At 58.0% G+C, this 24,371-nt stretch carries 21 protein-coding genes and 2 pseudogenes; 6 read left to right on the forward strand and 17 right to left on the reverse strand.

Translation table 11 applies throughout. From position 1 onward, the window contains the following. Positions 1-251 precede the first annotated feature (251 nt). The 4 genes from AC07N8_RS23970 to AC07N8_RS23985 form a co-directional block, all read right to left on the reverse strand. On the reverse strand, positions 252-605 hold the full coding sequence (locus tag AC07N8_RS23970) for a hypothetical protein (protein ID WP_493146000.1): 354 nt from the start codon (positions 603-605) through the stop codon (positions 252-254). Positions 606-816: 211 nt separating this feature from the next. Then, the gene (locus AC07N8_RS23975; RefSeq protein ID WP_483843713.1) at positions 817-2,475 is read right to left on the reverse strand and encodes an arylsulfatase; all 1,659 of its coding nucleotides are present in this window, start codon (positions 2,473-2,475) and stop codon (positions 817-819) included. 307 nt (positions 2,476-2,782) lie between these two features. Beyond that, positions 2,783-3,232, reverse strand: a complete 450-nt coding sequence (locus AC07N8_RS23980; RefSeq protein WP_493146001.1) for a hypothetical protein — start codon at positions 3,230-3,232, stop codon at positions 2,783-2,785. Between the two features lie 126 nt (positions 3,233-3,358). After that, positions 3,359-4,336, reverse strand: coding sequence for a LysR family transcriptional regulator (locus tag AC07N8_RS23985; protein WP_493146002.1), 978 nt, complete (start codon positions 4,334-4,336; stop codon positions 3,359-3,361). A 167-nt stretch (positions 4,337-4,503) separates the two neighbouring features. On the opposite strand from AC07N8_RS23985, the gene AC07N8_RS23990 reads away from it, so the two are divergent. After that, positions 4,504-6,540: an alkyl/aryl-sulfatase gene (locus AC07N8_RS23990; RefSeq protein WP_493146003.1), complete on the forward strand. Its 2,037-nt coding sequence runs from the start codon at positions 4,504-4,506 to the stop codon at positions 6,538-6,540. Between the two features lie 42 nt (positions 6,541-6,582). On the opposite strand, the gene AC07N8_RS23995 is transcribed toward AC07N8_RS23990, so the two are convergent. Then, a complete protein-coding gene (locus AC07N8_RS23995) occupies positions 6,583-6,987 on the reverse strand; it encodes a (R)-mandelonitrile lyase (protein WP_493146004.1) in 405 nt (134 codons plus the stop codon). Positions 6,988-7,147: 160 nt separating this feature from the next. On the opposite strand from AC07N8_RS23995, the gene AC07N8_RS24000 reads away from it, so the two are divergent. Together AC07N8_RS24000 and AC07N8_RS24005 are read left to right on the forward strand one after the other, a co-directional pair. Continuing rightward, positions 7,148-8,059 (forward strand): LysR family transcriptional regulator, encoded by a 912-nt coding sequence (locus AC07N8_RS24000; protein ID WP_493146005.1) that lies wholly within the window; start codon positions 7,148-7,150, stop codon positions 8,057-8,059. Between the two features lie 83 nt (positions 8,060-8,142). Further along, positions 8,143-8,964 carry a transporter gene (locus tag AC07N8_RS24005; RefSeq protein WP_493146006.1) on the forward strand — a complete coding sequence of 274 codons (822 nt, stop codon included), beginning with the start codon at positions 8,143-8,145 and terminating at the stop codon, positions 8,962-8,964. 81 nt (positions 8,965-9,045) lie between these two features. On the opposite strand, the pseudogene AC07N8_RS24010 reads toward AC07N8_RS24005, so the two are convergent. The 3 genes and pseudogenes from AC07N8_RS24010 to AC07N8_RS24020 form a co-directional block, all read right to left on the reverse strand. Further along, positions 9,046-9,687 (reverse strand): annotated as a pseudogene (locus tag AC07N8_RS24010) (TauD/TfdA dioxygenase family protein); the annotation flags it as partial. A gap of 61 nt (positions 9,688-9,748) precedes the next feature. Then, on the reverse strand, positions 9,749-10,792 hold the full coding sequence (locus tag AC07N8_RS24015) for an AraC family transcriptional regulator (RefSeq protein WP_493146007.1): 1,044 nt from the start codon (positions 10,790-10,792) through the stop codon (positions 9,749-9,751). Between the two features lie 150 nt (positions 10,793-10,942). Further along, complete coding sequence (locus tag AC07N8_RS24020) at positions 10,943-11,953, reverse strand: AraC family transcriptional regulator (RefSeq protein ID WP_483843721.1); 1,011 nt, start codon at positions 11,951-11,953, stop codon at positions 10,943-10,945. Positions 11,954-12,314: 361 nt separating this feature from the next. Here AC07N8_RS24020 and AC07N8_RS24025 point away from each other — a divergent pair, with 361 nt between their 5' ends. Beyond that, the gene (locus AC07N8_RS24025; protein WP_493146008.1) at positions 12,315-13,358 is read left to right on the forward strand and encodes an alpha/beta hydrolase; all 1,044 of its coding nucleotides are present in this window, start codon (positions 12,315-12,317) and stop codon (positions 13,356-13,358) included. Between the two features lie 80 nt (positions 13,359-13,438). Here AC07N8_RS24025 and AC07N8_RS24030 read toward each other — a convergent pair whose 3' ends face one another. The 7 genes from AC07N8_RS24030 to AC07N8_RS24060 all read right to left on the reverse strand — a co-directional run bounded on the left by AC07N8_RS24030 (position 13,439) and on the right by AC07N8_RS24060 (position 20,242). Beyond that, on the reverse strand, positions 13,439-13,792 hold the full coding sequence (locus AC07N8_RS24030) for an AMP-binding enzyme (RefSeq protein ID WP_493146009.1): 354 nt from the start codon (positions 13,790-13,792) through the stop codon (positions 13,439-13,441). Between the two features lie 99 nt (positions 13,793-13,891). Then, positions 13,892-14,371 carry a 2,4'-dihydroxyacetophenone dioxygenase family protein gene (locus AC07N8_RS24035; protein ID WP_483843724.1) on the reverse strand — a complete coding sequence of 160 codons (480 nt, stop codon included), beginning with the start codon at positions 14,369-14,371 and terminating at the stop codon, positions 13,892-13,894. Positions 14,372-14,476: 105 nt separating this feature from the next. Next, positions 14,477-15,349, reverse strand: a complete 873-nt coding sequence (locus AC07N8_RS24040; RefSeq protein ID WP_493146096.1) for a TauD/TfdA dioxygenase family protein — start codon at positions 15,347-15,349, stop codon at positions 14,477-14,479. 369 nt (positions 15,350-15,718) lie between these two features. Continuing rightward, positions 15,719-16,753 (reverse strand): sensor domain-containing diguanylate cyclase, encoded by a 1,035-nt coding sequence (locus AC07N8_RS24045; protein WP_493146010.1) that lies wholly within the window; start codon positions 16,751-16,753, stop codon positions 15,719-15,721. A gap of 234 nt (positions 16,754-16,987) precedes the next feature. Further along, entirely contained in the window at positions 16,988-18,283 is a 1,296-nt protein-coding gene (locus AC07N8_RS24050) for an OprD family porin (protein WP_483843726.1), read from the reverse strand. A 132-nt stretch (positions 18,284-18,415) separates the two neighbouring features. Further along, positions 18,416-18,871, reverse strand: coding sequence for a type II 3-dehydroquinate dehydratase (locus AC07N8_RS24055; protein ID WP_483843727.1), 456 nt, complete (start codon positions 18,869-18,871; stop codon positions 18,416-18,418). Between the two features lie 15 nt (positions 18,872-18,886). Continuing rightward, positions 18,887-20,242 (reverse strand): MFS transporter, encoded by a 1,356-nt coding sequence (locus AC07N8_RS24060; RefSeq protein WP_493146011.1) that lies wholly within the window; start codon positions 20,240-20,242, stop codon positions 18,887-18,889. Between the two features lie 163 nt (positions 20,243-20,405). On the opposite strand from AC07N8_RS24060, the gene AC07N8_RS24065 reads away from it, so the two are divergent. Together AC07N8_RS24065 and AC07N8_RS24070 are read left to right on the forward strand one after the other, a co-directional pair. After that, entirely contained in the window at positions 20,406-21,290 is an 885-nt protein-coding gene (locus AC07N8_RS24065; protein WP_483843729.1) for a LysR family transcriptional regulator, read from the forward strand. A gap of 3 nt (positions 21,291-21,293) precedes the next feature. After that, the gene (locus AC07N8_RS24070) at positions 21,294-22,685 is read left to right on the forward strand and encodes an MFS transporter (RefSeq protein WP_493146012.1); all 1,392 of its coding nucleotides are present in this window, start codon (positions 21,294-21,296) and stop codon (positions 22,683-22,685) included. Here AC07N8_RS24070 and AC07N8_RS24075 read toward each other — a convergent pair. Then, positions 22,668-22,766 (reverse strand): annotated as a pseudogene (locus tag AC07N8_RS24075) (hypothetical protein); the annotation flags it as partial. The gene AC07N8_RS24070 and the pseudogene AC07N8_RS24075 overlap by 18 nt on opposite strands. Before the next feature lie 55 nt (positions 22,767-22,821). After that, a complete protein-coding gene (mhpT, locus tag AC07N8_RS24080) occupies positions 22,822-24,039 on the reverse strand; it encodes a 3-(3-hydroxy-phenyl)propionate transporter MhpT (protein ID WP_493146013.1) in 1,218 nt (405 codons plus the stop codon). Between the last annotated feature and the right edge of the window lie 332 nt (positions 24,040-24,371).

Below are 24,371 nucleotides of genomic sequence, written 5' to 3' on the forward strand. Positions count from 1 at the left end.
TCAGCGAGCGTCTCAACATCCACCCCCTGAGCTTCGATGCAGGCCAAGCGTCCGGGCGACCAGTCGATGACGGAACACTGTGGATACTTCCCTAACAGTGCGGACAGGCTATTCGGATCATGCGATCAGGATCAAACGTCCAGCCAGACCCAGGCTGCGTTACTGGTCAAAAGTGCAGTCATTCTTGTTTTTCTCTTCATCGCTTTCGAACGTCTGGTCTTGGCCGATTCTGTTGAACAAGTCGTACTCGCTTAGCCAAGGTGACCGCCTGCATCAATGAATAGCTTGCGGAGTTTTTTTCGAGCCGCCTCTGAAAGGCGCTGTGAATAGCGTTGAAACTCTTCTTCGGCTGAGTCGGGCTTGCCGTTCATGGCCAATACAAACGCGTATGCAAGAGGATGTTGTATGTAGTTGTAGAAACCCAGGCCACCAGTCGACAAATGCTTTTTGACCCGCTCGAAAGCACCAGGCAGGTCGGCTATCGAACGAGCCTCGTTCCAAAACGATTCAGCTTTTGGAATGGCAGCCCGGAGGATATTGGGTGCGCTGGTTGCTATGACATCAGGTCCGTAGCTGTATGAGATATCAAACGCTCGATTTCGCACATCGAAAGTCAGATCAGGTCGTGCTGATTTTGACGTCCTGTGCCATTTGATTTCATTGCCGGAAAGATGGGGAACGAAGTCCAGTGACAGAGCCCATGACGGCGCTAGCGCGCCGCCTTTCCACTGCTCAAGGCGAAAGAGTTGGCGAATGGGAGCATTGACGCTACGAAGTGGCGACCTCTAATGAGGCCGCCCTGTTTCGCCTGTTTGATCAGTTGCCGTTTGGCATCGACAAGTTGATGCCTTCTTTTTTCAGGGCATCCCGTACGTATTGGAATTGCTGGTACTTCGACAGCTCGATCGGCCCGTCATAACCCATGCTTTGCAGTTTGCGTGGCGGGTAATCGACGTAGGTTTTCATCAGCTTCATGATCGCCGCCGTGATCGGCACCATTGTCCAGGTACGCTCGGTAAAGTTGTTCATGAACAGGTCATAGCGCTCTTGCGGGTCTTGCCACAAGTCGAAAACCTGCGGCACGGTGGCGACATATTTTTCGGCGCCTTTCCACCCAAGGTTCGAGTCCACCGCCAGACCACCGGTTTGTGCACCATCATCGCCGCGCAGGTTGAACACGGCCTTGTAGTTCCCGACACGGGCCGCGCCCGGCGACAATTCGTTCTCGGTGAAGTAGAACCACTCCTTGCGCGGAGAAGGGCCACTGGCGGTGAGGACGGGTGTCATGTCGTAGCTGTCGAATATGATCGGCTGACCTTCGCGATCTTTTTCGGGCAGCTTCACGCCGGCAACCGAGGCGAAGGTCGCCATCAAATCCAGGCCTCCGAGTATCTCGTGGTTTTTGGTGTCCGGCTTGATTTTGTCTGGCCAGACGGCAATGGCGGGTACCCGGTTACCGCCCTCACGCACCGTGCCCTTGGTTCCGCGGAACGGGGTGTAGCCGGCATCCGGATAAACATCCTGCCAGGCGCCGTTGTCCGTGGTGTACACCACCAACGTGTTCTTATCCAGGCCGAGCGCCTTGAGCTTGTCCATGATCCGACCGATGTGGGTGTCGAGTTCGACGACCGAGTCGGCGTACTTGGACTTGGACATGGACTTATGAATGAACTCCGGTGCCGGCATGTTGGGCTGGTGCACTTTCATGAAATTGATGTTGATGAAAAAGGGTTTGTCCGATTTGGCCGCTGTGTCGAGAAACTCCAGAGCGGCTTTTTCGACGTAGTTATCAAAGAACGGAATGCCGACCACACCGGGCTTGCCATCGACGACAGGCGTGTCGACGTACTGGCCGTTGATCTTGAATTCTTCGACCGGTTTTTCACCCGCCTTGCCGGACAACGCGCCCTTGGTCACCCGTTGAAACATCGCTCGGGTTTCCGGGTCCATGTCGGGGAACCACGTCGGGTCAGCGTAGGTGTAGGCATTGAGGTGGTACAGGCCGACGTACTTCATCACGTCATAACCTTGCGCGTTGGGCAGCGCATAGTCGGCTTCGCCCAAATGCCATTTGCCGGTGAAATAGGTGTCATAGCCACCGGTTTTCAATACCGATGCCAACGTCCACTCGGCGGCTGGCAAACCACCACCCTGGCCCTGGAAGGCCACGGTCGTCATGCCGCTACGGTTGGGGATTCGACCGGTTTGCATGGCCGCGCGGCCAGGCGTGCAGCTTGGCTGGGCGTAAAAAGAATAAAAAGTGACCCCTTCTGCCGCCAGTTGATCGATGCTCGGCGTGGGCATGCCGCGCCCGACACCACCTCCATAGGGGCCGAGGTCGCCATACCCGGTATCGTCGGAGACGATAAACAGAATGTTGGTCTTTTCCGTTTGAGCCGCGTGGGCAAGTCCGTTAAATGACAAAAGTGCAGCAAACACTATTGATAGCTTGAAACGATCCGATAGCTGTTCCATACCAGGTTTCCTCGTTGTTTCATGGTGCTGGCAACCGGGCGATGAGTGCACAACAACATTGACCCTTGGTGCATTGACCACCGAGCAATTTGCCTAGGTACTGCGTACAGAATCATTTCCCCCTTTATGAAATGACCCTCCACAGTTAAAGGCGCAGGAAAAGTCTAGTGCGTTTTTTTCAAATAGACGGGGCGATTGCAGTGTTGGGGTGGTGTATGTAACGCCAGGATTACACACGGGATAAATACCCACCCTGAACACAATCGCCACATAAAGCGCGACTCGACTCAATAAGGACTAGGGTGTTTCATCGAGTCGCGTGCGCAACATCGCCGCAGAAAATATCGGCGTTGCCATCCTCTGGCGAAGTGCGCACGACAATGGAGTACTTGCCAGACAACAGGTCTGGCATTTTTATCGGCGCGCTTCTGTAAAAGGTCCATCCGCCGGTACCCGCATTGGGTTCGGTGTTGACCTTATCGTTCATGGCGAACGCGGCAGGCCCGGGTTGCTGGCAACTGCCTTTGTTGATGAACGTGTAGATGCGCGGCGGCAGAATCGTTCCGCTTGGAACGCCCGTGATGTAGAAATCAAAGTTGGTTTGATTGCCTTCGCCAGTCAATGTGGTTGTGGCGGAATGACCGGGGTTTCTCGAGGTCGCCGCCAATGGAAGATTCATTGACTGGTTTGAGGAGTGGGTGCAGCCGAAGAGACTTGCGCTAATCAATAGTACTGACAGGGGGGGATAGAGTTTCATTGCCAACCTCCAAAAGTGGAAGAAGTGCGGTGGGGGGACTCTTGGGTATAGCTCATTCATGCGGCGTTGCGTTCTTGAATATCCCGCGCAGTCGCCAAAGTGCATGATATTTCGGCAGGCGAACCACTAACCTTGATCTTTTTTCGCTGCGCTTGTCATTTGGGCCAGAAGACTTTCACGCTGACAAATTTCGGCTTCCACAATCCGTACTTCGTTCATGTAAGCCTCTACGGCGGGCGGCAGTGAGCGCTCTTTCAGGTAGATAAAGCCATAGCGGGTGCGCAGGGCGAGGTCATGAAGGGGTAGCGGTACGACCTCGCCGGCGAGGAACTCTCGCTCAAACGTCGATAAATTCCCTACCGCCAAGGCGTTGCTGTGCTCGACGAATTTAACGATTTGCATGGGCACGTCTATTTCAATCGCCGGTACAAAATCACCGTTCACCGCATCGTATGCACCGGCACAGCCTAGCGTTGCCGGGAGCAGATGGGTGGCCAGTCGCAACGGAATACGCGAAGCCACCCAGGGAAAATCGAGTGTTTGTGCCAACGTCAATGCACGCTTTTGCGAGAGTAGAGGATGGCCGGGCCGACAAAACAAGCGTCCCTGGTGCTCACCCAACAGCTCACAGGTGAATTCTTCCCGGCCTTCCAGGGTACTGATTTCGGCGATCCCCAAATCCACCACTCCGGTCGCGACCTGATGAGCCACGTCTCGCCATCCGGCCACATGGGCCGTGACTTTGATGTGCGGATGCCGAGCATGCAGCCGCGCGATGCTGGTGTATCCGCTGGTGACACTTGGATAGGGCCCCAAGGCCACTTTCAGTGCGCCGATATCGCCTCCCGCCAGCAAGGCAATGTCGCGCCGCAGATCTTCCTCGGCCACTAACAAGCGCCGACTTTTTTCACGCAGCAAATGGCCAAACGCCGTCAGCGCAACGCCTTCAGGGCGTCGGTCGAACAACGTGACGCCAAGTTCACTCTCCAGCAACTGGATGCTTTTGCTCAGCGCTGGCTGGGATACCCCTAACGCTTTGGCCGCTCGACCAAAGTGCGCATGTTCAACCAATGCCAAAAACTGACGTAAGCGACGGGGCGTCATCTCATAACCTTTATGTTATCGAAAGCCACTGAAACGGAATTTTTCGTAATGAAATGAATATGCTATTCATGGCCTGGCGGGTCAAGTTGACGCGTACCCAATAAATAAAATCGGGCGCAATTTTCCGCATTGACGCTCTTGGCAGCCCTTGGTACAGGAACCCCCTCATGCACAACAAGACCCTTCATCTGGCACTGGCAATTACGCTGGGCTGTGGCATTAGCCCTGCGATTTTTGCTGCCGATGCAAACGGCGCAAGTTCTGATCCTTCCTCAACAAAAAGTGCGCACTTCGATAGCAAAGGCAAGCCGCCTTCGGCCTACACGATCGAACTGCAAAACGGTGTACGCAAGACACTTCCGTTCGGTGATAAACGAGATTTTGAAGAGGCCAAAAGAGGCTTTATTGCGGCACCGACCTACAACAAAATCATGGCTGAAGCCGGTAATGTCGCCTGGAACATGGGGAGCTATGACTTCCTGCTCGACGGCAAGGACTACGACAGTATCAATCCGTCCTTGCAGCGTCAGGCGATCCTCAATATGGCCTTCGGTCTGTACGAGGTGGTTCCGGAAAAGATTTACCAAGTGCGCGGGTTTGACCTGGCCAACATCACGTTCATCAAGGGCGATACGGGCTGGATTGTGTTCGACACGCTGATGTCGAAGGAAACCGCCAAGGCTGCGTTGGACTTTATCAATGAAAAACTCGGCAAGCGCCCGGTCGTAGCGGTGGTGATCTCTCACTCCCATGCCGACCATTTTGGTGGCGTGCGCGGGGTGGTCGATGAGGCCGATGTGCGCAGCGGCAAAATCCCGCTGATAGCACCCACTGGCTTCATGGAACATGCGGTGGCCGAAAACGTCTACGCCGGTAACGCAATGACCCGGCGTGCATTTTTCCAATATGGCGTGTTGTTGCCGCACAGTCCTTATGGCCACGTCGACATGGCCATCGGAAAGAATGCGTCGATTGGCAACATGGGCCTGATCGAACCCAATCGCTATATCTCGAAAGATTTCGAGACCCTGACGATCGACGGCGTGGAAATGGAGTTTCAAAGTACGCCGGGCACCGAAGCGCCAGCGGAGATGAATACCTGGTTCCCGCAGTTCAAGGCATTCTGGGCCGCGGAAAACATCGTCGGCACCATCCATAACATTTACACCCTGCGCGGTGCTCTGGTCCGTGATCCACTGGTCTGGTCGAAGAACATCAACAACGCTTTGTATCGCTACGGACAACAAGCCGACGTCATGTTCGCCGCGCACAGTTGGCCACGTTGGGGCAATGAGCGGATTCAGGACGTCATGCGCGCGCAACGCGACGCCTATGCCAACCTGAATAATGCGGTGCTGCATGCGGCTAACCAGGGCGTCACCATCAACGAGATTCACAACGTCTACAAGTTGCCGGACAGCCTGAAAAACAACTGGGCGACTCACAGCTATCACGGCTCCGAGGAGCACAACAGCCGCGCCGTGATCAACCGCTACCTGGGTTACTGGGATGCCAACCCGGCGACGCTGATGCCGCTGTCACCGAAGGATTCGGCACCGCTGTACGTGGAAATGATGGGGGGCTCGGAGAAGATCATGACCAAGGGCAAATCCTTGTTCGATCAGGGCAAATACCGCGAAGCCTATGAAATCCTGAATAAGCTGGTGTATGCCGAACCCCAAAACACCGAGGCCAAGGACTTGCTCGCGGACGTCTATGAACAGGTCGGCTATCAGAAGGAAAGTGCCGGGGTGCGTAACAGCTTCCTTGCGGCGGCGTATGAATTACGCCACAGCATGCCCAAGGGTTTACCGCCCAAAACCACCGGGCCCGACATGATTGGCGCCATGAGTACCGAGTTGTGGCTGGAGTACCTCGGCATCGCGCTGGATGGCAGCAAAGTTGCGGATCAACACTTCGTCTTGAATCTCAAGACACCCGACAACGGTGAGCAGTTTGTGGTTGAGTTAAGCAATTCAACCCTGACCAATATCAAGGGGCAGCAAGCGAAAAATGCCGACCTGTCGATCACCCTTGATCGTTCTGATCTTGAAGGTGTAATGGCACGGAAAACCAGCTTCGCTCAACTCGTTGCGGCCGGCAAAGCCACCTTCACAGGCAATCACAAACCCTTCGAGCAGTTGATGGCCGCCATCACTCCGTTTACCCCCACCTTTGAGCTGCTGCCCGGTACCCAGCAGTAATCATGAAGCTACCTTGCGCACCTGATGACACCGGGTGCGCGATCAAAGCCCTTGGGCGTAGTGTTCGTCGCTGACCTGTTCCATCCAGTCGACCACTTTGCCGTCCAGCACTTCGGCAATGGCGATGTGAGTCATTGCAGTGGTGTCGCTCGCCCCATGCCAGTGTTTGACATCAGGTGGAATCCACACGGTGTCACCCGGTTTGATTGAGCGAACCGGTTGCCCCAGCGCCTGCACCAGGCCGGCCCCTGCGGTGACGATCAAAGTCTGGCCTAGCGGGTGAGTGTGCCAGGCAGTGCGAGCGCCCGGTTCGAAGGTCACGGTGGCGCCGCTGACCCGAGCCTGTTCTGTCCCCTTGAACGGCGCGTCGACACGGACAGTGCCCGTAAAGTAATCGGCGGGTCCCTTGGCAGATGGCTGCGAGCCGTTCGGGTTAATGACGAGCATGGATTTCCCCCTCTGTGGGTGCATCTAAAGCGAGCCACGACAGCGATAACGCCATGGCCGCGAGATTTTTCATGATTGGAGCGAAGTCTAAAATCTATCAGCTCCTCATTAAGAGGATTAGTCGCTAGAATCCGAAAATACTTATGTGGAGCTCTCATCAATGCTCAGGGAAAACGCCAGTGATCTGCTTGCCTTCCTCGCCGTTGCCAGGGAGCGCAGTTTCACCAAAGCCGCTGCCAGGCTCGGGGTCTCCCAATCTGCGTTGAGCCACACGATTCGTGGCCTGGAAGCGCGACTTGGGCTGCGTTTGTTGACGCGAACCACGCGCAGCGTTTCACCCACCGAGGCAGGCGAACGTCTGATGAGGAGGGTGGGGCCCCACTTCGAGGAAATCGAAATAGAACTGGCGGGCCTGAGTGATCTGCGCGATACCCCCGCGGGCAATATCCGTATCAACGCGATGGACCATGTGCTGGATCAGATCATTCGGCCTGTGCTGAAAGACTTCCTCCCCAAGTACCCGGACATCTCGGTGGAAGTCTGTTGCGATTACAGCTTCGTCGACATTGCCGCACAGGGCTTTGATGCCGGGGTCAGGCTGGGCGAGGACGTGGCCGAAGGCATGATTGCCACGCGTATCGGGCCGGACATGCGCATGGCGGTGGTGGGGTCTCCCGGCTACTTTGCCAACCGTGAATTACCCACGACGCCTCGGGCGCTCACGGATCATTTGTGCAACAACCTGCGGCTACCCACGAACGGCGGTCTGTATGCCTGGGAGTTCGCCAAAGAGGGCGAACGCCTCAAGGTTCGCGTGTCAGGCCAAGTGACCTACAACGGTGTTTATCAGCTGTTGGACGCGGCACTCGATGGTTTCGGATTGAGCTATGTTCCCCATGACCTGGTGATGCCTCATCTCAAGGCCGGACGCCTGATTCAAGTGCTGGAAGACTGGTCGCCGTGGTTTGCCGGCTTTCATCTCTACTACCCGAGTCGTCGTCAGGCGTCGCCTGCGTTTGCGTTGTTGGTGGAGGCGTTGCGTTACAAGAACCCATCCTCGTCAACGTCCTGAGTGCCACACGACCCAGGAAAATTGCACATTGATCACTGTTGCCTACGCTTAGTCCTTGCGTTGTCGATTCCGGGTGATGAGCAATGGATTTAATACAGCGTTGGGGTTACACCTCGTCGGCAGTGTTCGCTTCGTTGTGCTTCGTGCCCTTGGCCCAGGCTGAGGATTCGGCGGAACTGGCCAAACAAGCCCTCAACCCGGTGGCCGCCATGTACAGCCTGCCGGTGCAGTACAACTGGGACCAGAAAATGGGGCCGACCGGGGAGGGCATGCACAGCGTGACCAATATCCAGCCGGTGCTGCCGTTTACCCTCAACGATGACTGGAACCTGATTTCGCGCACCATCCTGCCGGTCATCGATCAACACGGTCTGGCACCCGATGGTGCGGCGGACAAGTCCGGGGTCGGCGATATCACCCAGAGCTTTTTCTTTTCGCCGAAAAAGCCCACGGACAGTGGCTGGATACTCGGCGTCGGCCCGGCCATATTGATCCCCACCGGCAGTGATGAATTGCTCGGTAGCGAGCAGTGGGGGATCGGCCCGACGGCCGTTGCGTTGAAACAGGCCAATGGCTGGACTCACGGGATACTCGCCAACCATATCTGGGGCCTGGACGGCAGCCCGCCGGACGGCAAGGAAAAGGTCAACCAGACCTTCCTGCAACCTTTCCTGTCCTATACAACCAGCACCTTCACGACTTACGGGGTGAACACCGAATCCACCTATAACTGGCAGTCACGCGAATGGTCCGTGCCGGTCAATCTGACGGTCACACAACTGTTGAAAATCGGCGGGCAGCCACTGACGGTGCAAGCCGGGCCACGCTACTGGCTCGACAGCCCGGATGACGGGGCGCAGGGGTGGGGGTTTCGTTTCGCCGTGACGTTGTTGTTCCCTCGCTGAGGCAAATGCGACTGCAAGAGGTGAAGGATTGCAAACGACCCAAAGGAGACGCTCGCAAGCGTCTCTCGTCTGCGGATCGTTTTACGTGTAGTAGGGTTTGTCGCCGATGATGGCCGCGCGCTCCATCTTGCGATGGCAGGGTGGATAATCCATGACCGCATAGTGCTGGGTGCAGCGGTTATCCCAAATTGCCACGCTGTTTTTCTTCCAGCGCCAGCGCACTTGGTACTCGGGGTTGTACGCCTGGCTAATCAGATACTGCAGCAGGTCGACGCCTTTTTGGTTGTAGTCCTGGCCGACACGGACACGTCCTTGGGCGTGGTAATTGACGAAATGCGTAGCGTAGGCAGCGACGAATAGCACCTTCTCGCCAGTTTCGGGATGGGTACGAACCACCGGATGCTCGGCATCCGGGTACTGCGCCTTCATGGCCAGGCGTTTTTCCTTTGGCATGGCCGCAGCGAAGGAAGAATTGAAGCTGTGATTGGCGATCAAACTATCGATTTCCTGCTTCACATCCGCGGGCAGCTTGTCATAAGCCAGCACCATGTTGGCCCACATGGTGTCACCCCCTGTCGGTGGGCATTCGATGCAGCGCAGCACGGCACCCATAGGAGGCGACTCACGCCAGGTGGCATCGCAGTGCCACGCATTCTCGTAGCGATCCGCTGGATTTTCCGGGGTCTTGTAGATCTGTACAAGACCAGGAGCCTCTGGGTGGCTGGGTGGCTGGGTGGCTGGGGAGCATGGGGTGGGTGACGTCAGGCAAGTCGATGAGGTGCTCTTACGGTTTACTCAGGCGATGGGGCTCGGGTGTCGCCTTGCTCTCTTGATAGGACACCGCCCAACCCGAAGGTGTCTTGCCAAAGTGGCTGCGGAACCAGCGTGAAAAGTCACCGGCAGAGGAAAATCCGAGCAGTTCGGCAACCTCATACAATCGGCGTTTACTGTTGGCCAGATACTCTTCGGCGAGTTCGGCGCGCACAGCATTGATGATCGTGGTGACACTCTCACCCTCTACCGCCAGGTGTCGGTTAAGGGTGCGTCGATGCATGCCAAGATGCTGGGCGATCGCATCGACAGAACACAGCCCGCTTGGCAGCAGCATCTTGACGATCTGACGGACCCGCTGCGCCGGCTCGTCACGCAGGTTAGCCAACTGCATGTCCAGCGCTCGCTTGACCTCGCGATGCAGCGCTGGATCCGCTTCGGGGATGGCCATGTCCAGATCGCGTCCGCGACAAACGATGGCATTGAATTCCTGCGAGAACTCGATCGCCGTTCCCAACACACGGTGGTGTACTTCCAGACTGGCAGGGTTTTCGTGAGTGAAGCAGACCCTTACCGGTCGGAAGGTGTAGTTGCTCAGAATGCACAACGTGCGCAGGATAATCCCGGTTGCCTGTTCAATCGCCTGGCGCCAGACGCCATGATGGCCCTGCATGTTCACACCCACATGCAGCAGGGTCAGATCGCCTACATCCTCAAGCCACAAATGCACGCCGGCATTCTGCAGTCGCGTATAGCGAAAGCAGGATTGCAGGGCGGCGCGAAGTGTTGGCTCTTCGCGGATAAGCAGCGCCAGCATGCCAAAGTTGGAAAGGTGCCTTTTTTCCGCTAGCAACAAGCCGAAGGACTCCTGGCCGGACAAGCGGGCTGACTCCTCCAGCAGCCATCCGACCGAATCGCTACTGATCATGATATTCGGATCGTCGAGGGCACTGGCCGGCAGCTTGGCCATGCGTAGCATGCGAAAAGGATCGAGCCCCACTGAACGGGCAATCTGCTCATAGTTGGTGAGGCTGGCACTTCGCGTCAGGGTATACATGCTGTCCCTCGTGTCCCAATTTCACCAGATTGTGTCCTGCGGAGCTTAGTGCAGGATGCCTGTGAGAGCTACCTTCAGGCTTCTGAAATGGAGGTCACTACGGGTGTTTTTTTCGGCGACTGTACCAGCAGTCGCCGTTTTTTTGGTTCATCACGAATGGTCGGGTTTCTGCGCACTACGCCATGCCGCCGGTGGCATGCCGAACTGGTTGACGAACCAGCGGGTAAAGGAGCTGGCCATCGAAAAGCCGAACATGTCGGCGATGCTGCTCATCGAGTTGTTCGGGTTCTCCAGATAACGCAGCGCCAGGTCGCGGCGCACGTCGTTGATCAGGTCGTTGAAGACACAGCCGTCGTCCTGCAGACGGCGTTGAAAGGTGCGCACGCTCATGCCCTGTGACTGGGCAATCTGCTCGAGGGTGGCGCGCCCCATGGGCAACAACAGGTAGATGGCCTTGCGCACCTCGAACAACATCGAGGTGCTTTCATTGCCCGGCAGCGAATCGACGTAGTCTTGGGCATAACGGGCCATGGCCGGGTCGGCATGCGGGTTGATCATGTCGAGACTGGCGTCGGAGCAAACAATGCCGTTGAACTCGCTGCCGAACTCCAGATTGCACCCGAACAGCCGCCGATGCCGGTGCAGGCTGACCGGCGGCGGGTGCATGAAGTTGACGCTGTAGGGGCGCCACTGCGAACCGAGCAGCGTCGAGCACATACGGAACAGCACGCCGATGACCAACTCCGTGGCCTGGCGATTGGGCAGCAGGGATTCGCTGACCATCTCTGCACGAATGATCACCATCCTGCCGGCCTCTTCTACGTGGATTGCCAGCGAATAGTTCATCAGGTGACGGTAGCGCTCCATCACCTGCAAGGCATCGCGCAGGGTGCGTTGATGGCTGAGCAGCAGGCTGACCACGCCGAAATCCGAAAGCTGACGCGACTCGGCCATGCTCAGGCCGAAGGTCTGGCAACCGCTGGCGGCGGCCGAATCCTCCAGCAGGCGCACGACGGCATCAATCGGAATACGGTATTCGGGGGCTTGCAGCTGAGCCTTGTTCAGGCCGGCAACGGCCAACACGTCACGCGGGTTGAATCCCAGGTCCTGGGTGACTTCCAGGTATTTGGTCAAGACGGCGGCGCGAACAAGCTTGGGCATGAGTAGGAGACCTCCCTCGGCCGATGGCGGCGTTTCTTTTTCATCGAAGAGGTGATGAACGAGAAGACGGCGCGTGTGGACGTACTGATTGCGCTAGCGATCTTCAACCCTGGTCTGGCGCAGGGCAGACCAGGGAGCGCGGTCACATTATAGGGAGCACGAACGCGACCTCATGGGCAGGGTGGGACAGTTTTTTCGCGTATTGGGACACTGCTGACGGACCAAGGCTGGCGGCGACTGGCGCAGATCCGTAGGCGTTCGCGCTGTCCCAATTTCACAATACTGTGTCCTGCAAAGCTCAGTGCGCGACCCTCTCTCGGCGCTACCTTCAGGCCTACAACTAATAAGATGGAGGTAGATAATGGAGACGCGCACTGCAACGCGTATTGGTCAGCGGCTCGCCGCAATGGCGCAGGTGAATGCCGATGACCCCGATGCATTCAACCACTGCTTTGCCGAGGTAAACGGCATCCACATGCATTACATCGACGAGGGGCAGGGCCCGCTCGTCATCCTGCTGCATGGTTTCCCTTACCTTTGGTACAAGTGGCGGCGCCAGATCGTGGCATTGGCCGAGGCCGGCTATCGAGTGGTCGTGCCGGATCAAAGAGGGTTCGGGCAATCGGACCGACCCGATGCCATCGAAGCCTATGACATGAGCCAGGCCGTCGGCGACATGGTGGGTTTGATGGCGGCTTTGGGCGAAACGTCCGCGGTCATCATCGGCCATGACTTGGGTGCCTGGGTGGCCCAGGCGGCGGCCCTGTTGCGACCGGATCTGATCCGTGGCCTGGTGATGCTCAATACACCGATACCGCCGCGCGGCAAGGTCAAACCGACCGTAAGTTTGCAGGCCATGGCGAAAGGAAGGGTCTACCACCACCTGTATTTCCAGCAGCTCGACAAGCCGGATCGCGAACTGGCCCATGATCCGCGCAAGACCTTGAGCAGCGTCTTTTACTCGATCTCCGGCAGCGCCGTCGGTGCCGAACGCTGGCGTCTGTTCGTCGAGGCCGGCGAACCCATTCTCAATGCCTTCACCGAGCCAAAGGGGGATTTTCCGTCCTGGTTGAGCCCGCAGTCGCTCGACTTCTACGTCGCCGAGTACACGCGCACGGGGTTTACCGGTGCCCTGAACTATTACCGCTGTCGCGACCGAAATTGGGAAATCACCGCGTTTCTCGACGGCGCGAAGGTAAGCCAGCCGAGCCTGTTCATCGGGGGTGCTGCCGACCCTTCCCTGGAGCCGGTCGAAATCCGTGGTCTCTACGACCAGATGGACGCCTATCTGCCCGCATTGCGCAAAAAGGTTCTGCTACCGGGTGTGGGGCATAGCGCCGCAGAAGAAAGCCCCGCTCAGGTCAACGAATTGCTTCTGGAGTTTCTTGAGCAGTTGGAGCGCTAGGCGCGAGGATTTTGCACGGTGTGTGGCCGCGATCACTCGAGGCCACACATGAACGGGGCTGGACTTTTTCCCTGCTGCGCTTAGCCGACAGCCTTGACCAGCAGATGATCACCGAACTGCTCGCGCAGACGGTTCTTCAGGACCTTGCCGGTAGCACCCAGTGGAATCGTGTCGACGAAGACCACATCTTCCGGCGTCCACCACTTGGCAATCTTGCCTTCATAAAACGCCAGCAGTTCTTCCCCTGTCGGCATGTGCGCCTGATCGGTCATGGCAATGAACGCCTTGACCGTCGTGCAGCGGCCAGCGATGAGTTTGATCAATGGCAGAAAGGTCAGGTCGAAGAAGATGTACTGGTCTTCGGCATGATTGGCGATGTAGGCCACCTGATCTTCATGCAGGCGCGGGTTGATGGTATGCACGATGGCGCCCATACCGGAAACGCCGTAGTACAACTGGATTTTTTACGATCAGGTTACTTTTCCGGCTCCCCCTTGAATCGGGGGATGCCGGGAGTTCTCCTGGAACTCAGATCAATTGAAGGCCGTGAGGTCTTTCGGCGTGATGTCATGCGCCTCGCAATAGGCGAGATAACGCTTGAGCCCGGACTTCCAGTTTTCGAGCGCGACGATGTTGTCGTTGTCGTCGAGAAACGCCAGATCGCCATTGACCTGGACCAGCGTGAGCACATAGCCGTCGCCATTGCCGGTGCTGACGACTTCCGGAGTGTGAGTCGACCCGGCCGTCTCGTAGACGATACTGCCCGGGCCGGCGACCCAGTCATGTTCCTTGTACTTCCACTGACCTTCGAAGGTGTAGACCATCACCGTACCCGTGTGGTGGTGCTTGGGCAGTTGCATGTCGATCGGCGCCTTCATCATGACGATCCATTCGCCGCGAATCGGGTCGAGCTTGAAGTACTTGAGCAGCACGTTTTCCGCATAAGGGGTAAACGGAATCCAGGGCAGGGATTCGCCATCGATGACGGCGGTGTCGACGTGTTCGTAGAGCATAGGTATCTCCGTTGATTGTTGTTGTGAACGGGATTTTTCGGCAGCCGGGATCGCCCGACCCTCATTGATGGTCGGGTGCCCAGGCTGTCTGTCAGGCAGTCAGGGTCAGGTCAGCGAGGTGCCCGCCAGGGTGGCGCGCAGCATCTTTCTTGGCGCATTGCCGTAGTCAGCCACCGCGTAATGTTGGACTTGCAGGTTGTCCCACATGGCCACGGTGTTGGTGCGCCACTTCAGGCGAACCTGGTACTCCGGGATGGCTGCCTGGGAGATCAGGTAGTTCATCAGGTGATGAGCCTCGGGCATGAAGTCCTGGCCGTAGCGGATGTCCTCGAAGTTGAAGAAGTTCGAGAAATGGGTGGTGAACGCCGAGTTGACGAACAACACCTTTTCGCCGGTCTCGGGATGCACAAGCACTACCGGATGCTCGGCACAGGGGGTCTTCAGGGCCATCGCGTGACGTTCTTCGCGTGGCAACTGGGCGCCAAAGGTCTGCTCGGCACCATGCTTGGCATACAAGCCATCGATTCGTTGCTTGATGCTTTCGGGCAGTTTTTCGTAGGCCATCACCATGTTGGAAAATAGCGTATCGCCGCCGGTCTCCGGACCCAGTTCGCAGCGCAATACCGCGCCGCGGGGCGGCGCCTGCTTGTAGGTGACATCGGCATGCCAGAGGTTTTCGCGACTAGCCTTTTCCACATAGCTCTTGGGCTTGCTCGGATCGAGATTGCGGTACAGCGTCAGCAGTTTGTCCGCCTCCGGATGGCTGGGCGCCAGGGGATGGGCTTCGAGTTCGCTGAATTGCGCGGCGAAGTGCTGTTGCTCCATTGGAGTGATGTTCTGGTCGCGGAAGAACAGCACTTTGTGCTTGATCCACAAGGCCCTGATTTGCGCGATCAATTCTGGATCCTGAGTCGCGTCGACAAGGCTGATGTTGCTGAGCTCTGCGCCGATGGCGGGCGTGCAAAGCTCTACCTTGATCGAATGCTGGCGCACCGACGACCGAATAGTGGCCGGTGCCGAGGGCGAGGCTGGTGAAGGAGTGTCTTGGATTTCGGCGATTTTTGTCATTGTTGTCTCCAGTCCGTGCTTGTACGGCGGTGCGCACTATGTGCACCCGTATAGGTAACTGACTCTCGCTGATTGAGCAGAGGGCGCTGGTCCTATAGTAGGTATCTCGGGCACGAGGCTATGGGCACGGCGGGACAGTTTCTTGGCATGTTGGGACATCGAGCGGCCGATCAGGACCAAGCTGAATGATGTCGATGCTCCGGCGCAGTCTTGCCTGCCGGGTCGGCAAGACTGGAGGTTGACGGTATGCCTATCATCAGGAGCCGTAAGAGGGCTTCCCTACAACCGTTGACGGTTGCGCTGCTGTTTCACCTTATACATCTCGCGGTCTGCCAGTTTCGTGGCCTCGTCCACCGTCATGCTGCCCGGTATTACAGCCACTACTCCAACACTCGCGCCGGTGTATTGAATATCACCAAGACCGTGGCCCAGCTCATATCGCCCAATCGTCGCTTTGGACAGGCGATCCTGAAGCAGTTCGGCGGCACTTCGCCTGTCTTTTTCCAGGTCCGAGTGTTCGGAGGGTGTGCCCAGGGCGATCACGATGAATTCATCACCGCCGGTACGGCCGATGATGTCGCTGGCTCTGAGGCCATGCTGCAATTGGGCGGCGACACCGCGCAGTAACTGGTCACCCGCCAGGTGACCGTGGGTATCGTTGATGAGCTTGAACCCATCCAGATCGATGACACCGATGAGTATGTACTTGTGCTCCCGCTGGGCCAGGGCGAACAGGCGTGCGGCATCGTTAAGAATGGCTCGCCGGTTGGACAAGCCGGTGAGTGGGTCTGTCAGGGCCAGTTTGGTCAACTCGGCGTTGGCAGTCTGGAGTCGCTCAACCAGCAGCCCACGTTCAAGCGAATATCCCAGCAACCCTGACAGCAGCATCAGCAAGGGTTCCACTTCAGGCGAGCGGGCCACTTGATTCGAGCTGGCGGCACAGACCGTCCCCAGCAGTTGCCCGTCCTGGGACCTGATGGGTGCGCTCACGTAGGTTCTGATACCCAAGGCCGCGGCGGCCTCCGAGTCCCCCCAGACTTCGGCAACGTTATCCGAGTACATGCGATTCTCGTCCAGCGCCCGCTTGCACAGCGTATCTGTCCAAGGCACGACCAGCCCTTCAGGAATCACCATGTCACCGACGTTGCGTGCGAACTCGACACGCTGGACACCTTCGTTGGTATCGATGGTCGTCAGGTAGGTCGACTCCATACCGGTTATCCGGCTGAGCAGGGACAGCAAGGGCCGCGTCAGCTGCTCCAGGGTTTTGGCTTTTGGAAGGGTATCGGAGAGAAGCGAAAGAACCTGATCCATTTGAGCGCGCCGATAGCGAAGGGGTATTTCGATTATCGACTAATCGGCGGATTACTGAATAGTGCAGGGCGTTCAAGGGTTGCTCTCGACCCAGGTTGTGTGAAAACACGCCAGGCACGACGAAAGCGGGGCGGGGGTGACGGGAATGTCGACGAAGATATTCGCCTACTTCCCCGCTTTCAGATAACGCGGCCCTATCCAATTGGATAAGGCCGCGTGCTTACGTGGATCGCCTTACAACAACGAAATCGGGTAGCTGATGAAGAGCCGGTTTTCGTCAAACTCGTTGGTGCTGAAGTTCTTCCGGATACTGGAATTTCTCCATTTGACGCTGAGGTTTTTCAGCGCGCCAGACTGCACCACATAGGCCAGTTCCGATTCGCGGCCCCATTCCTTGCCATCGGTGATCGCACCGGTGTGCACATTATCGCCACTGATGTAGCGGTTCATCATGGTCAGGCCCGGGACGCCCAGTGCGACGAAGTTATAGTCATGGCGAACCTGCCAGGACTTTTCTTGCGCATTGTCGTAGCTGGAGTTGTAGCTGTCGTTCGCCAATGTGCCGCCGCTGGCACCGTTGACCCGCATCCAGGCGTTATCGCCGGTGAGCTTTTGCAGACCCACGTAGAAGGTGTTGCCTCCCACTTTGGCGGAGAACAGGCCGAAGGCGGTCTTGTTGTCCAGGTCGCCGGCCAGGCTGGCGCCGTTTTCCTTACCCGAGAAAAACCCCATGTTGGCGCCCAATGTCCAGTCACCCACGGGTTGTGTGTGGTTGAGGCTGAAGTATTGCTGCTGATAGATGTCTTTAAGTTCGTCGTACCACAGCCCAACCGTGGTGCGCTTCTCGTTGAAGGTGTATTCACCGCCACCGAAGTTGAATCGGTCGGAGGTGAATGCGGGTTTCCCGTTCATGGACATGTCTTCCATGCTGGCGTCATTGCGCGGGCTGTTCTGCTGGAACTGGCCGCCATACAACGTCAACCCACCGACTTCCTGGGAGGTGACCTGAGCACCACGAAAGGTCTGCGGCAACGAGCGGCCGTCGTCCGAACGCAGGATCGGCAGGGTACTCACCCATTCGCCTACCTTAACGACCGTTTTTGAAACCTTGGCCTTGGCGGCAACGCCCAGGCGGCCAAAGTTGTCGGCAGGCTCTCCATCACCATGGACAGGCAACAGTTGCGTGCCGGCAGTGCCTTTGCCGCCATCGAGTTTCTGCGAGTAAAGACCCAACACATCAACACCGAAACCTATCGGCCCTTGGGTGTAGCCGGAGCGGGCATCGAGGATAAAGTTTTGCGTCCATTCCTCCGCTTTGTTTTGCGGTGCGGCGGCATTCGGGTAGGCGGGATTGACGAAGTTGCGATTGATGTAGGCGTTGCGCAGATTGAGGGTGGCCGTAGCGCCTTCGATAAAACCGCTATTTTCATCGGCCTGAACGAGCGTTGCCGAACCGGCACCGAGTGCCAGGGTCAGACCGATCAATGAGTAGTGGGCGGGCACGTTACGGCGAAAATAAGTGTGGCGCATGGTGGTTGTCTCGCGATGAATTATTATTTTTTTCGGCACGTTTTTGCGGCCGGCGACTGAATTTCAGGTGCAGGCGGCCCTGGCAATAATTTGCCAAGGGACCGCCGTGCAAGCGTCTGGAGAAGAGGCGTATTAGTGGTTGGCAACCCGACGACGCAGCAGGTCGTCAATGGCCCTGATGGCCAGCGGATAACCGTCCGCGCCCATGCCGCAGATCACCGCATTGACCACGCCGGACATGATCGAGTGGCGATGCAATTCATCGCGGGCATGGATGTTCGACAGGTGCAGTTCGATCAGTGGCGTGTCGAGCAGCTTCAGGGCATCGAGGACCGGAATCGAGTGAAACGAAAAACCGGCCGGGTTGATGATCAGTGCCGCGCCTTGTTCGAACGCTTCCTGAATCCAGTCGACCATCACGCCTTCGTGGTTGGTCTGGCGAAAGTCGCAGACCAGGTCAAGGTCCTCGGCCAGCCTTTCACTGGTCTGGCGAATCTGATCGAGCGTGGTATGGCCGTAAATGTGCGGCTCGCGACGACCCAGCAAGTTCAAATTAGGGCCGTTGAGGATGAAGACGGTGCGGTTCATGGTCGTCCTGCTGCGTTATTTGGAAAGAATGGCTGAAGCGCGAGTATCGACGGCGTCGTCTTTGGCGACGGCGTTAAGGTCGATGCCGCGGGTTTCCGGGCCGATGACGATCATTGCCAGCGAGATCAGGTTGATCACCGCGCACAGCGTCACCAGAGGCCACGGCGAGTTGTTCGACTGGCTCATCATCCATACGGCGATCATCGGCATAGGGCCGCCAATCACCAGGTTGGCGCCGGTGTAGGCCAGTGCCGAGCCGGAGTAACGAACCTGGGTCGGGAACGCTTCGGCGAAGGCCACCGGCTGGATGCCGCTCTGGAACTGGGTGAAGCCCAGGAACAGCCCCATGATTGCCATGATGGCGGGGACGTTGAGCGTGTTGAGGATCGGGAAGTAGACGAACAGGATCAGCAAGGTCATGCATGAACCCAGGGCCAGCGCCTTTTTACGGCCCCAGCGATCTGCCAGATAACCACCGGCCAGCGCACCGAAAATCGCGCAGACGTTCGCCACCATCAGCGACATGAAGCCCGTCTGCTGGCTAAAGCCCAGGTGCTTGGTCAGGTAGCTGAGGGAAAAAATCACGATCAGGTAGAACAGGGCAGCCGGCGAGCAGAAGAACAGCATCAGGCGCAGGATGGTCTTGTAATGGCCGCCGACGGCCGATTTGAGCGGGCTTTTTTCCTGTTTGACCGGGGTCTTTTTCAAGGCGACGAAGGCTGGGGTTTCATCGACTTTCAGGCGGATGAAGATCGCGACCACCACCAGTACGAAGCTCATGAGGAAGGGAATTCGCCAGCCGAAGCTTTCGAATTGCTCACTTGAAAGTGTCGCTGCCAGGCCCATCAACACACCATTGGCCATTATCTGGCTCAGCGGTGAGCACAACCCGAGCATGCCCGAATAACGTCCGCGGCGATCGGGGGCCGCGTGCTCCAGCGCCATCAGTTGTGCCCCGGTGGACTCACCGCCCAACGCGAAACCTTGAACGATCCGCAGCAGCACCAGCAGGATCGGCGCCCAAATCCCTACCTGGCCGTAGGTGGGCAACATGCCCATCAAGACCGATGCCAGGCCCATCATGGTCACGGTGGCCAACATCAGGTTGCGGCGGCCGAGTTTGTCGCCGAGGTAGCCACACGTAATCGCGCCCAATGGCCGTGCGGCCAGGCCCACGCCGAAGGTCGCCAGCGAAGCGAGCAGGCCGGCAGTCGGCTCCATCGCCGGGAAGAACAGCTTGGGCAGAATGGTCGCCGATACGGCGCCGTAAAGCGTGAAGTCAAACCACTCCAGGGCGGTGCCGATGGTCGCGGCGGTCACCGCTTTGCGAGGCATGCGCAAATCATGAGTCTCGTGACTGGTTGTGCTCATTGAGGTGCTCGTCATTTTTTATGGTTATGGGGTACCTCTACGATCCAGCCCGGGCGAGGGCGCCAGCAGAAACGTCGAAGTGAGTAGACGTTAACCCATACTGTCTGCAGAATAATTATCGAAATCCCGATAAATAGATAAGCTGGCCTTATGGGTAAGGATTATGGAACTGCGTCACCTGAAAGCCTTTGTGATTGCGGCCGACCTGCAACATTTTAGTCGTGCGGCCGAGCAACTGGGCATTGCGCAACCGGCGCTGAGTCAATTGATGCGCACGCTCGAGTCCGAGCTGGGGCTGGTATTGTTCCGCCGGGAGAACCGCGGGGTGGCGTTGACCGCTGCTGGCGAGGCGTTTCTGCCCCACGCGCGGCAGTCCATCGAGTCCAGCGAACTGGCAATCGCCGCTGCCCGGCGTGCGAGGCGGGGGGAGGTGGGCGAGATCAACATCGGCTACCACTCCGCCTTGTTTGAGGCCAACTTGCCGCAATTGCTCCGGCATTACTTCAGCACGTTTCCCGAGGTCAAGGTGTCACTGGTGGACGCGGGTATTCGCGCGCAGTTCGACATGTTGCTCGACCACAAGCTCGACCTGGCCTTTGCCCGGGTGTTCAAGGATCACCTGCCGGACCGGCTGCGTACCCATCATTTCAGCCAGTCCAGACTCGTCCTGCTGATCCCGGACAACCATGAACTGGTCGACAGCTTCAGCGGAGACCTGGCCACGCTACGGCATGAAAAGTTCGTGTTCCTGCAGGACAGCGCCGGCATCGGCCTGACTTCCCACACGCTCCAGGCCTGCCGGCAAAACCAGTTGCACCCGCAGAACATCATGTACGTGCCGTCGCTGATGAGCATTCCCGGGCTGGTGGCCGCCGGCATCGGCCTGAGCATCGTGCCTGAAACCATGACCCGCCTGACGATGCCGGGCATACGCATTGTGCCGCTGGATCAAGCGGAAATGGTCAGTGAGCTGTCGCTGATTTCACGGATTGACGAGCGTTCGAGTGCAGTGCTGCACTTTATCGAAGAGGCTCATGGGTGGGGATAACTGATGTCGCAACGTCGCTCAACATTGATTGCCCTTTTGGTCGCGGTCACGTTCTTCATGGAGAACCTCGACGCCACGGTCATCGCCACCGCGCTGCCGGACATGGCCAGAACCTTCGGCGTGCCGGCGGTGGATGTGAACATCGGCATGAGCGTGTACATGCTCGCGGTGGCGGTGTTCATTCCGATCAGCGGCTGGTTGGCCGACCGCTTCGGCTCACGCCTGATATTCAGTTCGGCGATCGTACTGTTCAGCCTGTCTTCGTTGCTCTGTGGCTTGAGTGACAGCCTGCCGGCCTTTGTCGCCGCGCGCGTGCTGCAGGGCATCAGCGGCGCGATGATGGTGCCGGTCGGGCGTCTGGCGGTACTTCGCTCGACCGAGAAGAAAGACCTGGTGCGGGCCATCTCCTTTATCACCTGGCCCGGTCTGGTCGCCCCGATACTCGGCCCACCCTTGGGCGGGTTCATCGTCACCCACGCGGCCTGGCCGTGGATTTTCTACCTCAATCTGCCATTGGGCGTGTTGGCCATGATCGCTGCGCTCGTGCTGATTCCCAGGCAAGAGCAGGTCATTGCGCGGTCCTTCGATTTCATGGGTTTCGTGCTCGCGGGCGGCGCCAGCGCGGCGCTGCTGTTCGGTATGGAGCTGCTCGGGCAAAGTCCGGCCAACGGGCTGTCGGCATTGGCGCTCAGTAGTGCAGGGGGGATGCTCGGTGTTCTGGCCTGGCGCCATATGCGTCGGCATGGGCAACCGTTGCTGGCGCTGGACGTATTGGCTGTCCGTACCTTCAGCGTCTGTCTGTGTGGTGGGTCGATCTTTCGCATCGCCATCAGCACCTTGCCGTTTCTCCTGCCGCTGATGTTTCAACTGGCCTTCGGGCTTTCTGCGCTGGATTCAGGGCTTCTGGTGCTGGCCGTCTTTGCCGGCAACCTGGCCATGAAGCCGTTCACGACCAGGGTGATGCAACGTTGGGGCTTTCGCCCGGTGCTGATGATCAACGGTGTCCTTGGTGTACTGGCGATAGCGGCGTGTGCCTGGCTGGACCCGCAGATGAGTTGGGCACTGGTCATGTGCATTCTGTTTGTCGGCGGTTTGTCGCGATCCATACAGTTCACCGCGTTCAACACCTTGGGCTTTGCCGATGTCCCCAAGGAGCAGATGAGCGACGCCTCGACCTTGTTCAGTATGTTCTTCCAGCTGAGCATGGCGATGGGGGTGGCCACGGGCGCGTTGCTGCTGCGACTCTCAATGAGCATCCATGGCAATACCGGGACCGCAGAGACGGTCGACTTTCAGCTGACGTTCCTGTGTGTCGCCGTGGTGGCGGCCGTGGCGTTGCTGGACAACCTGCGATTGCCGGCGAAGGCGGGTGAGTCGGTGTTGCAGCGGACGTAGAAGGGGGAGCGCCCAAGCGTTGTTCGCCAGAATGTCGATGCGATCAAACGATAACCGGACAGTTGGCTTGCTATCCCTCAAAAATGCCCGGCCAATTGCCGGGCATTTTCATTATTGAAACCATTGGTAATGGGGCTCAGTTTGCCGCCTCTGGTTGCGGCTCGGTGATCGCACCATGGCGGGCGATCACCGTCAGGATCGACAGCGCGGCGATGACCAATCCAGGTGAAGTTGCTAGCAGCACACCAGTGGTGCCGGCACCGGCGGCGAGGATCTGGCCGGCGGCCAAGGGACCTGCCACCGAACCGAGTCGGCCGATGGCCACGGCCGCGCCGACACCGGTGGCGCGCACCGACGTCGGGTAGGACGGGGGCGCCAGTGCATACAGCACCAGCTGTGCGGCCATGACGAACAGCCCGACGGCAAACCCGGCGATGGCCATCGGCACGATACCCACTGACAGGCCGACCCCGGCCAGCGCCGCCAACACCCCGGCGTACACGAACAGCACCACTTTCAGGCCGTTGCAGCGGTCCAGCATCACCCCGCCGAGCAGCGAACCAATGGCGCCGCCGATGTTGAACAGCATCTGCACCATGCCTGCCTGGGGCTTGCTGAAACCCTGTTCCAGCAACAGCGAGGGCAGCCAGTTGAGCAGCATGTACATCACGGTCAGGGTGAAGAAGTAGCTCAACCACAAGGCCAGCGTGCAGCGTGCGCGTCCTTCGCCGAACAGCGCCTGGGCGGTAGACGAGCGTGGGTTGCTGGTCGTGACGTGTTGCTGGCGAAACGCAGTGGATTCGGGCAGCAGCAGGGCCATCAGCGGCACCACGAGCAAGGGCGTCAGACCGCCGATGATGAAGGTGGTTTGCCAGTGTTCACTGGAAAACATCGCCACCACAGCCGCCAGCGCGCCACCCAGGGGCACGCCGCAGTACATGACGCTGATGGCGGTGCCGCGATGGCGCTCGCTCACGGCCTCGGCACACAGGGCAATCAGGTTAGGCAGGGCGGCACCCAGGCCCAGGCCGGTCATGAAGCGCACCAGCAGCAGGCTGGAATAGCTCTCGACATAGGCGGTGCAGAGGGAGAAGACACCGAACAGCAGTACGGCGCCGACGAGGATTTTCTTTCGGCCGATACGATCGGCCACCCAGCCGCCAAAAAACGCACCCGGCAGCAAGCCAATGATCCCGGCGCTGAACACCCAGCCCATCATCTTCGGGTCCAGGGCAAAACTCTGCCGCAATCCTGCGGCAGCGGTACCGGCAGCCTGCAGATCGAACCCCTCGATCAGCGCAACGATAAAGCACAAAGCGATTGTCAGCGTCGAGCGACGCGATGGACTGTCCATGGGTGAACCTCATTGTTGTTTTTGTTATGCAGTCGAGCCGTCCGTGCGAAGGGGCGCCGTGAGTGACTGCTGGTGATTAAGATAACAAAGATAACTAAAAAAAGAATGATGTTGTAAAAGCCACGAAAACAGAAAATAAAGACATAAAAAACAGCCTATTAAGTGTTGACGCTCGGTTTAAATTAAAAATAGATAATAATATTAATGTTCGATTATCGGTCATCTGCGATTGACGACGCCCCTTGGCTGTTTCCATTCTGTGTTCGTGAAGCCGGCAAGCCCCTGCGGGAACGGCACCCAAAAACAACAATAAGAAGTGGACATCGAACATG

The organism is Pseudomonas sp. GW821-FHT10C09 (assembly GCF_059415465.1).

Excerpts from the sequence above, each read along its gene's own strand:
- AC07N8_RS23975 (WP_483843713.1), bottom strand. The coding sequence starts at position 2,475 with ATGGAACAGCTATCGGATCGTTTCAAGCTATCAATAGTGTTTGCTGCA.
- AC07N8_RS23980 (WP_493146001.1), bottom strand. The coding sequence starts at position 3,232 with ATGAAACTCTATCCCCCCCTGTCAGTACTATTGATTAGCGCAAGTCTC.
- AC07N8_RS23985 (WP_493146002.1), bottom strand. The coding sequence starts at position 4,336 with ATGACGCCCCGTCGCTTACGTCAGTTTTTGGCATTGGTTGAACATGCG.
- AC07N8_RS23990 (WP_493146003.1), top strand. The coding sequence starts at position 4,504 with ATGCACAACAAGACCCTTCATCTGGCACTGGCAATTACGCTGGGCTGT.
- AC07N8_RS23995 (WP_493146004.1), bottom strand. The coding sequence starts at position 6,987 with ATGCTCGTCATTAACCCGAACGGCTCGCAGCCATCTGCCAAGGGACCC.
- AC07N8_RS24000 (WP_493146005.1), top strand. The coding sequence starts at position 7,148 with ATGCTCAGGGAAAACGCCAGTGATCTGCTTGCCTTCCTCGCCGTTGCC.
- AC07N8_RS24005 (WP_493146006.1), top strand. The coding sequence starts at position 8,143 with ATGGATTTAATACAGCGTTGGGGTTACACCTCGTCGGCAGTGTTCGCT.
- AC07N8_RS24015 (WP_493146007.1), bottom strand. The coding sequence starts at position 10,792 with ATGTATACCCTGACGCGAAGTGCCAGCCTCACCAACTATGAGCAGATT.
- AC07N8_RS24020 (WP_483843721.1), bottom strand. The coding sequence starts at position 11,953 with ATGCCCAAGCTTGTTCGCGCCGCCGTCTTGACCAAATACCTGGAAGTC.
- AC07N8_RS24025 (WP_493146008.1), top strand. The coding sequence starts at position 12,315 with ATGGAGACGCGCACTGCAACGCGTATTGGTCAGCGGCTCGCCGCAATG.
- AC07N8_RS24030 (WP_493146009.1), bottom strand. The coding sequence starts at position 13,792 with ATGGGCGCCATCGTGCATACCATCAACCCGCGCCTGCATGAAGATCAG.
- AC07N8_RS24035 (WP_483843724.1), bottom strand. The coding sequence starts at position 14,371 with ATGCTCTACGAACACGTCGACACCGCCGTCATCGATGGCGAATCCCTG.
- AC07N8_RS24045 (WP_493146010.1), bottom strand. The coding sequence starts at position 16,753 with ATGGATCAGGTTCTTTCGCTTCTCTCCGATACCCTTCCAAAAGCCAAA.
- AC07N8_RS24050 (WP_483843726.1), bottom strand. The coding sequence starts at position 18,283 with ATGCGCCACACTTATTTTCGCCGTAACGTGCCCGCCCACTACTCATTG.
- AC07N8_RS24055 (WP_483843727.1), bottom strand. The coding sequence starts at position 18,871 with ATGAACCGCACCGTCTTCATCCTCAACGGCCCTAATTTGAACTTGCTG.
- AC07N8_RS24060 (WP_493146011.1), bottom strand. The coding sequence starts at position 20,242 with ATGAGCACAACCAGTCACGAGACTCATGATTTGCGCATGCCTCGCAAA.
- AC07N8_RS24065 (WP_483843729.1), top strand. The coding sequence starts at position 20,406 with ATGGAACTGCGTCACCTGAAAGCCTTTGTGATTGCGGCCGACCTGCAA.
- AC07N8_RS24070 (WP_493146012.1), top strand. The coding sequence starts at position 21,294 with ATGTCGCAACGTCGCTCAACATTGATTGCCCTTTTGGTCGCGGTCACG.
- mhpT (WP_493146013.1), bottom strand. The coding sequence starts at position 24,039 with ATGGACAGTCCATCGCGTCGCTCGACGCTGACAATCGCTTTGTGCTTT.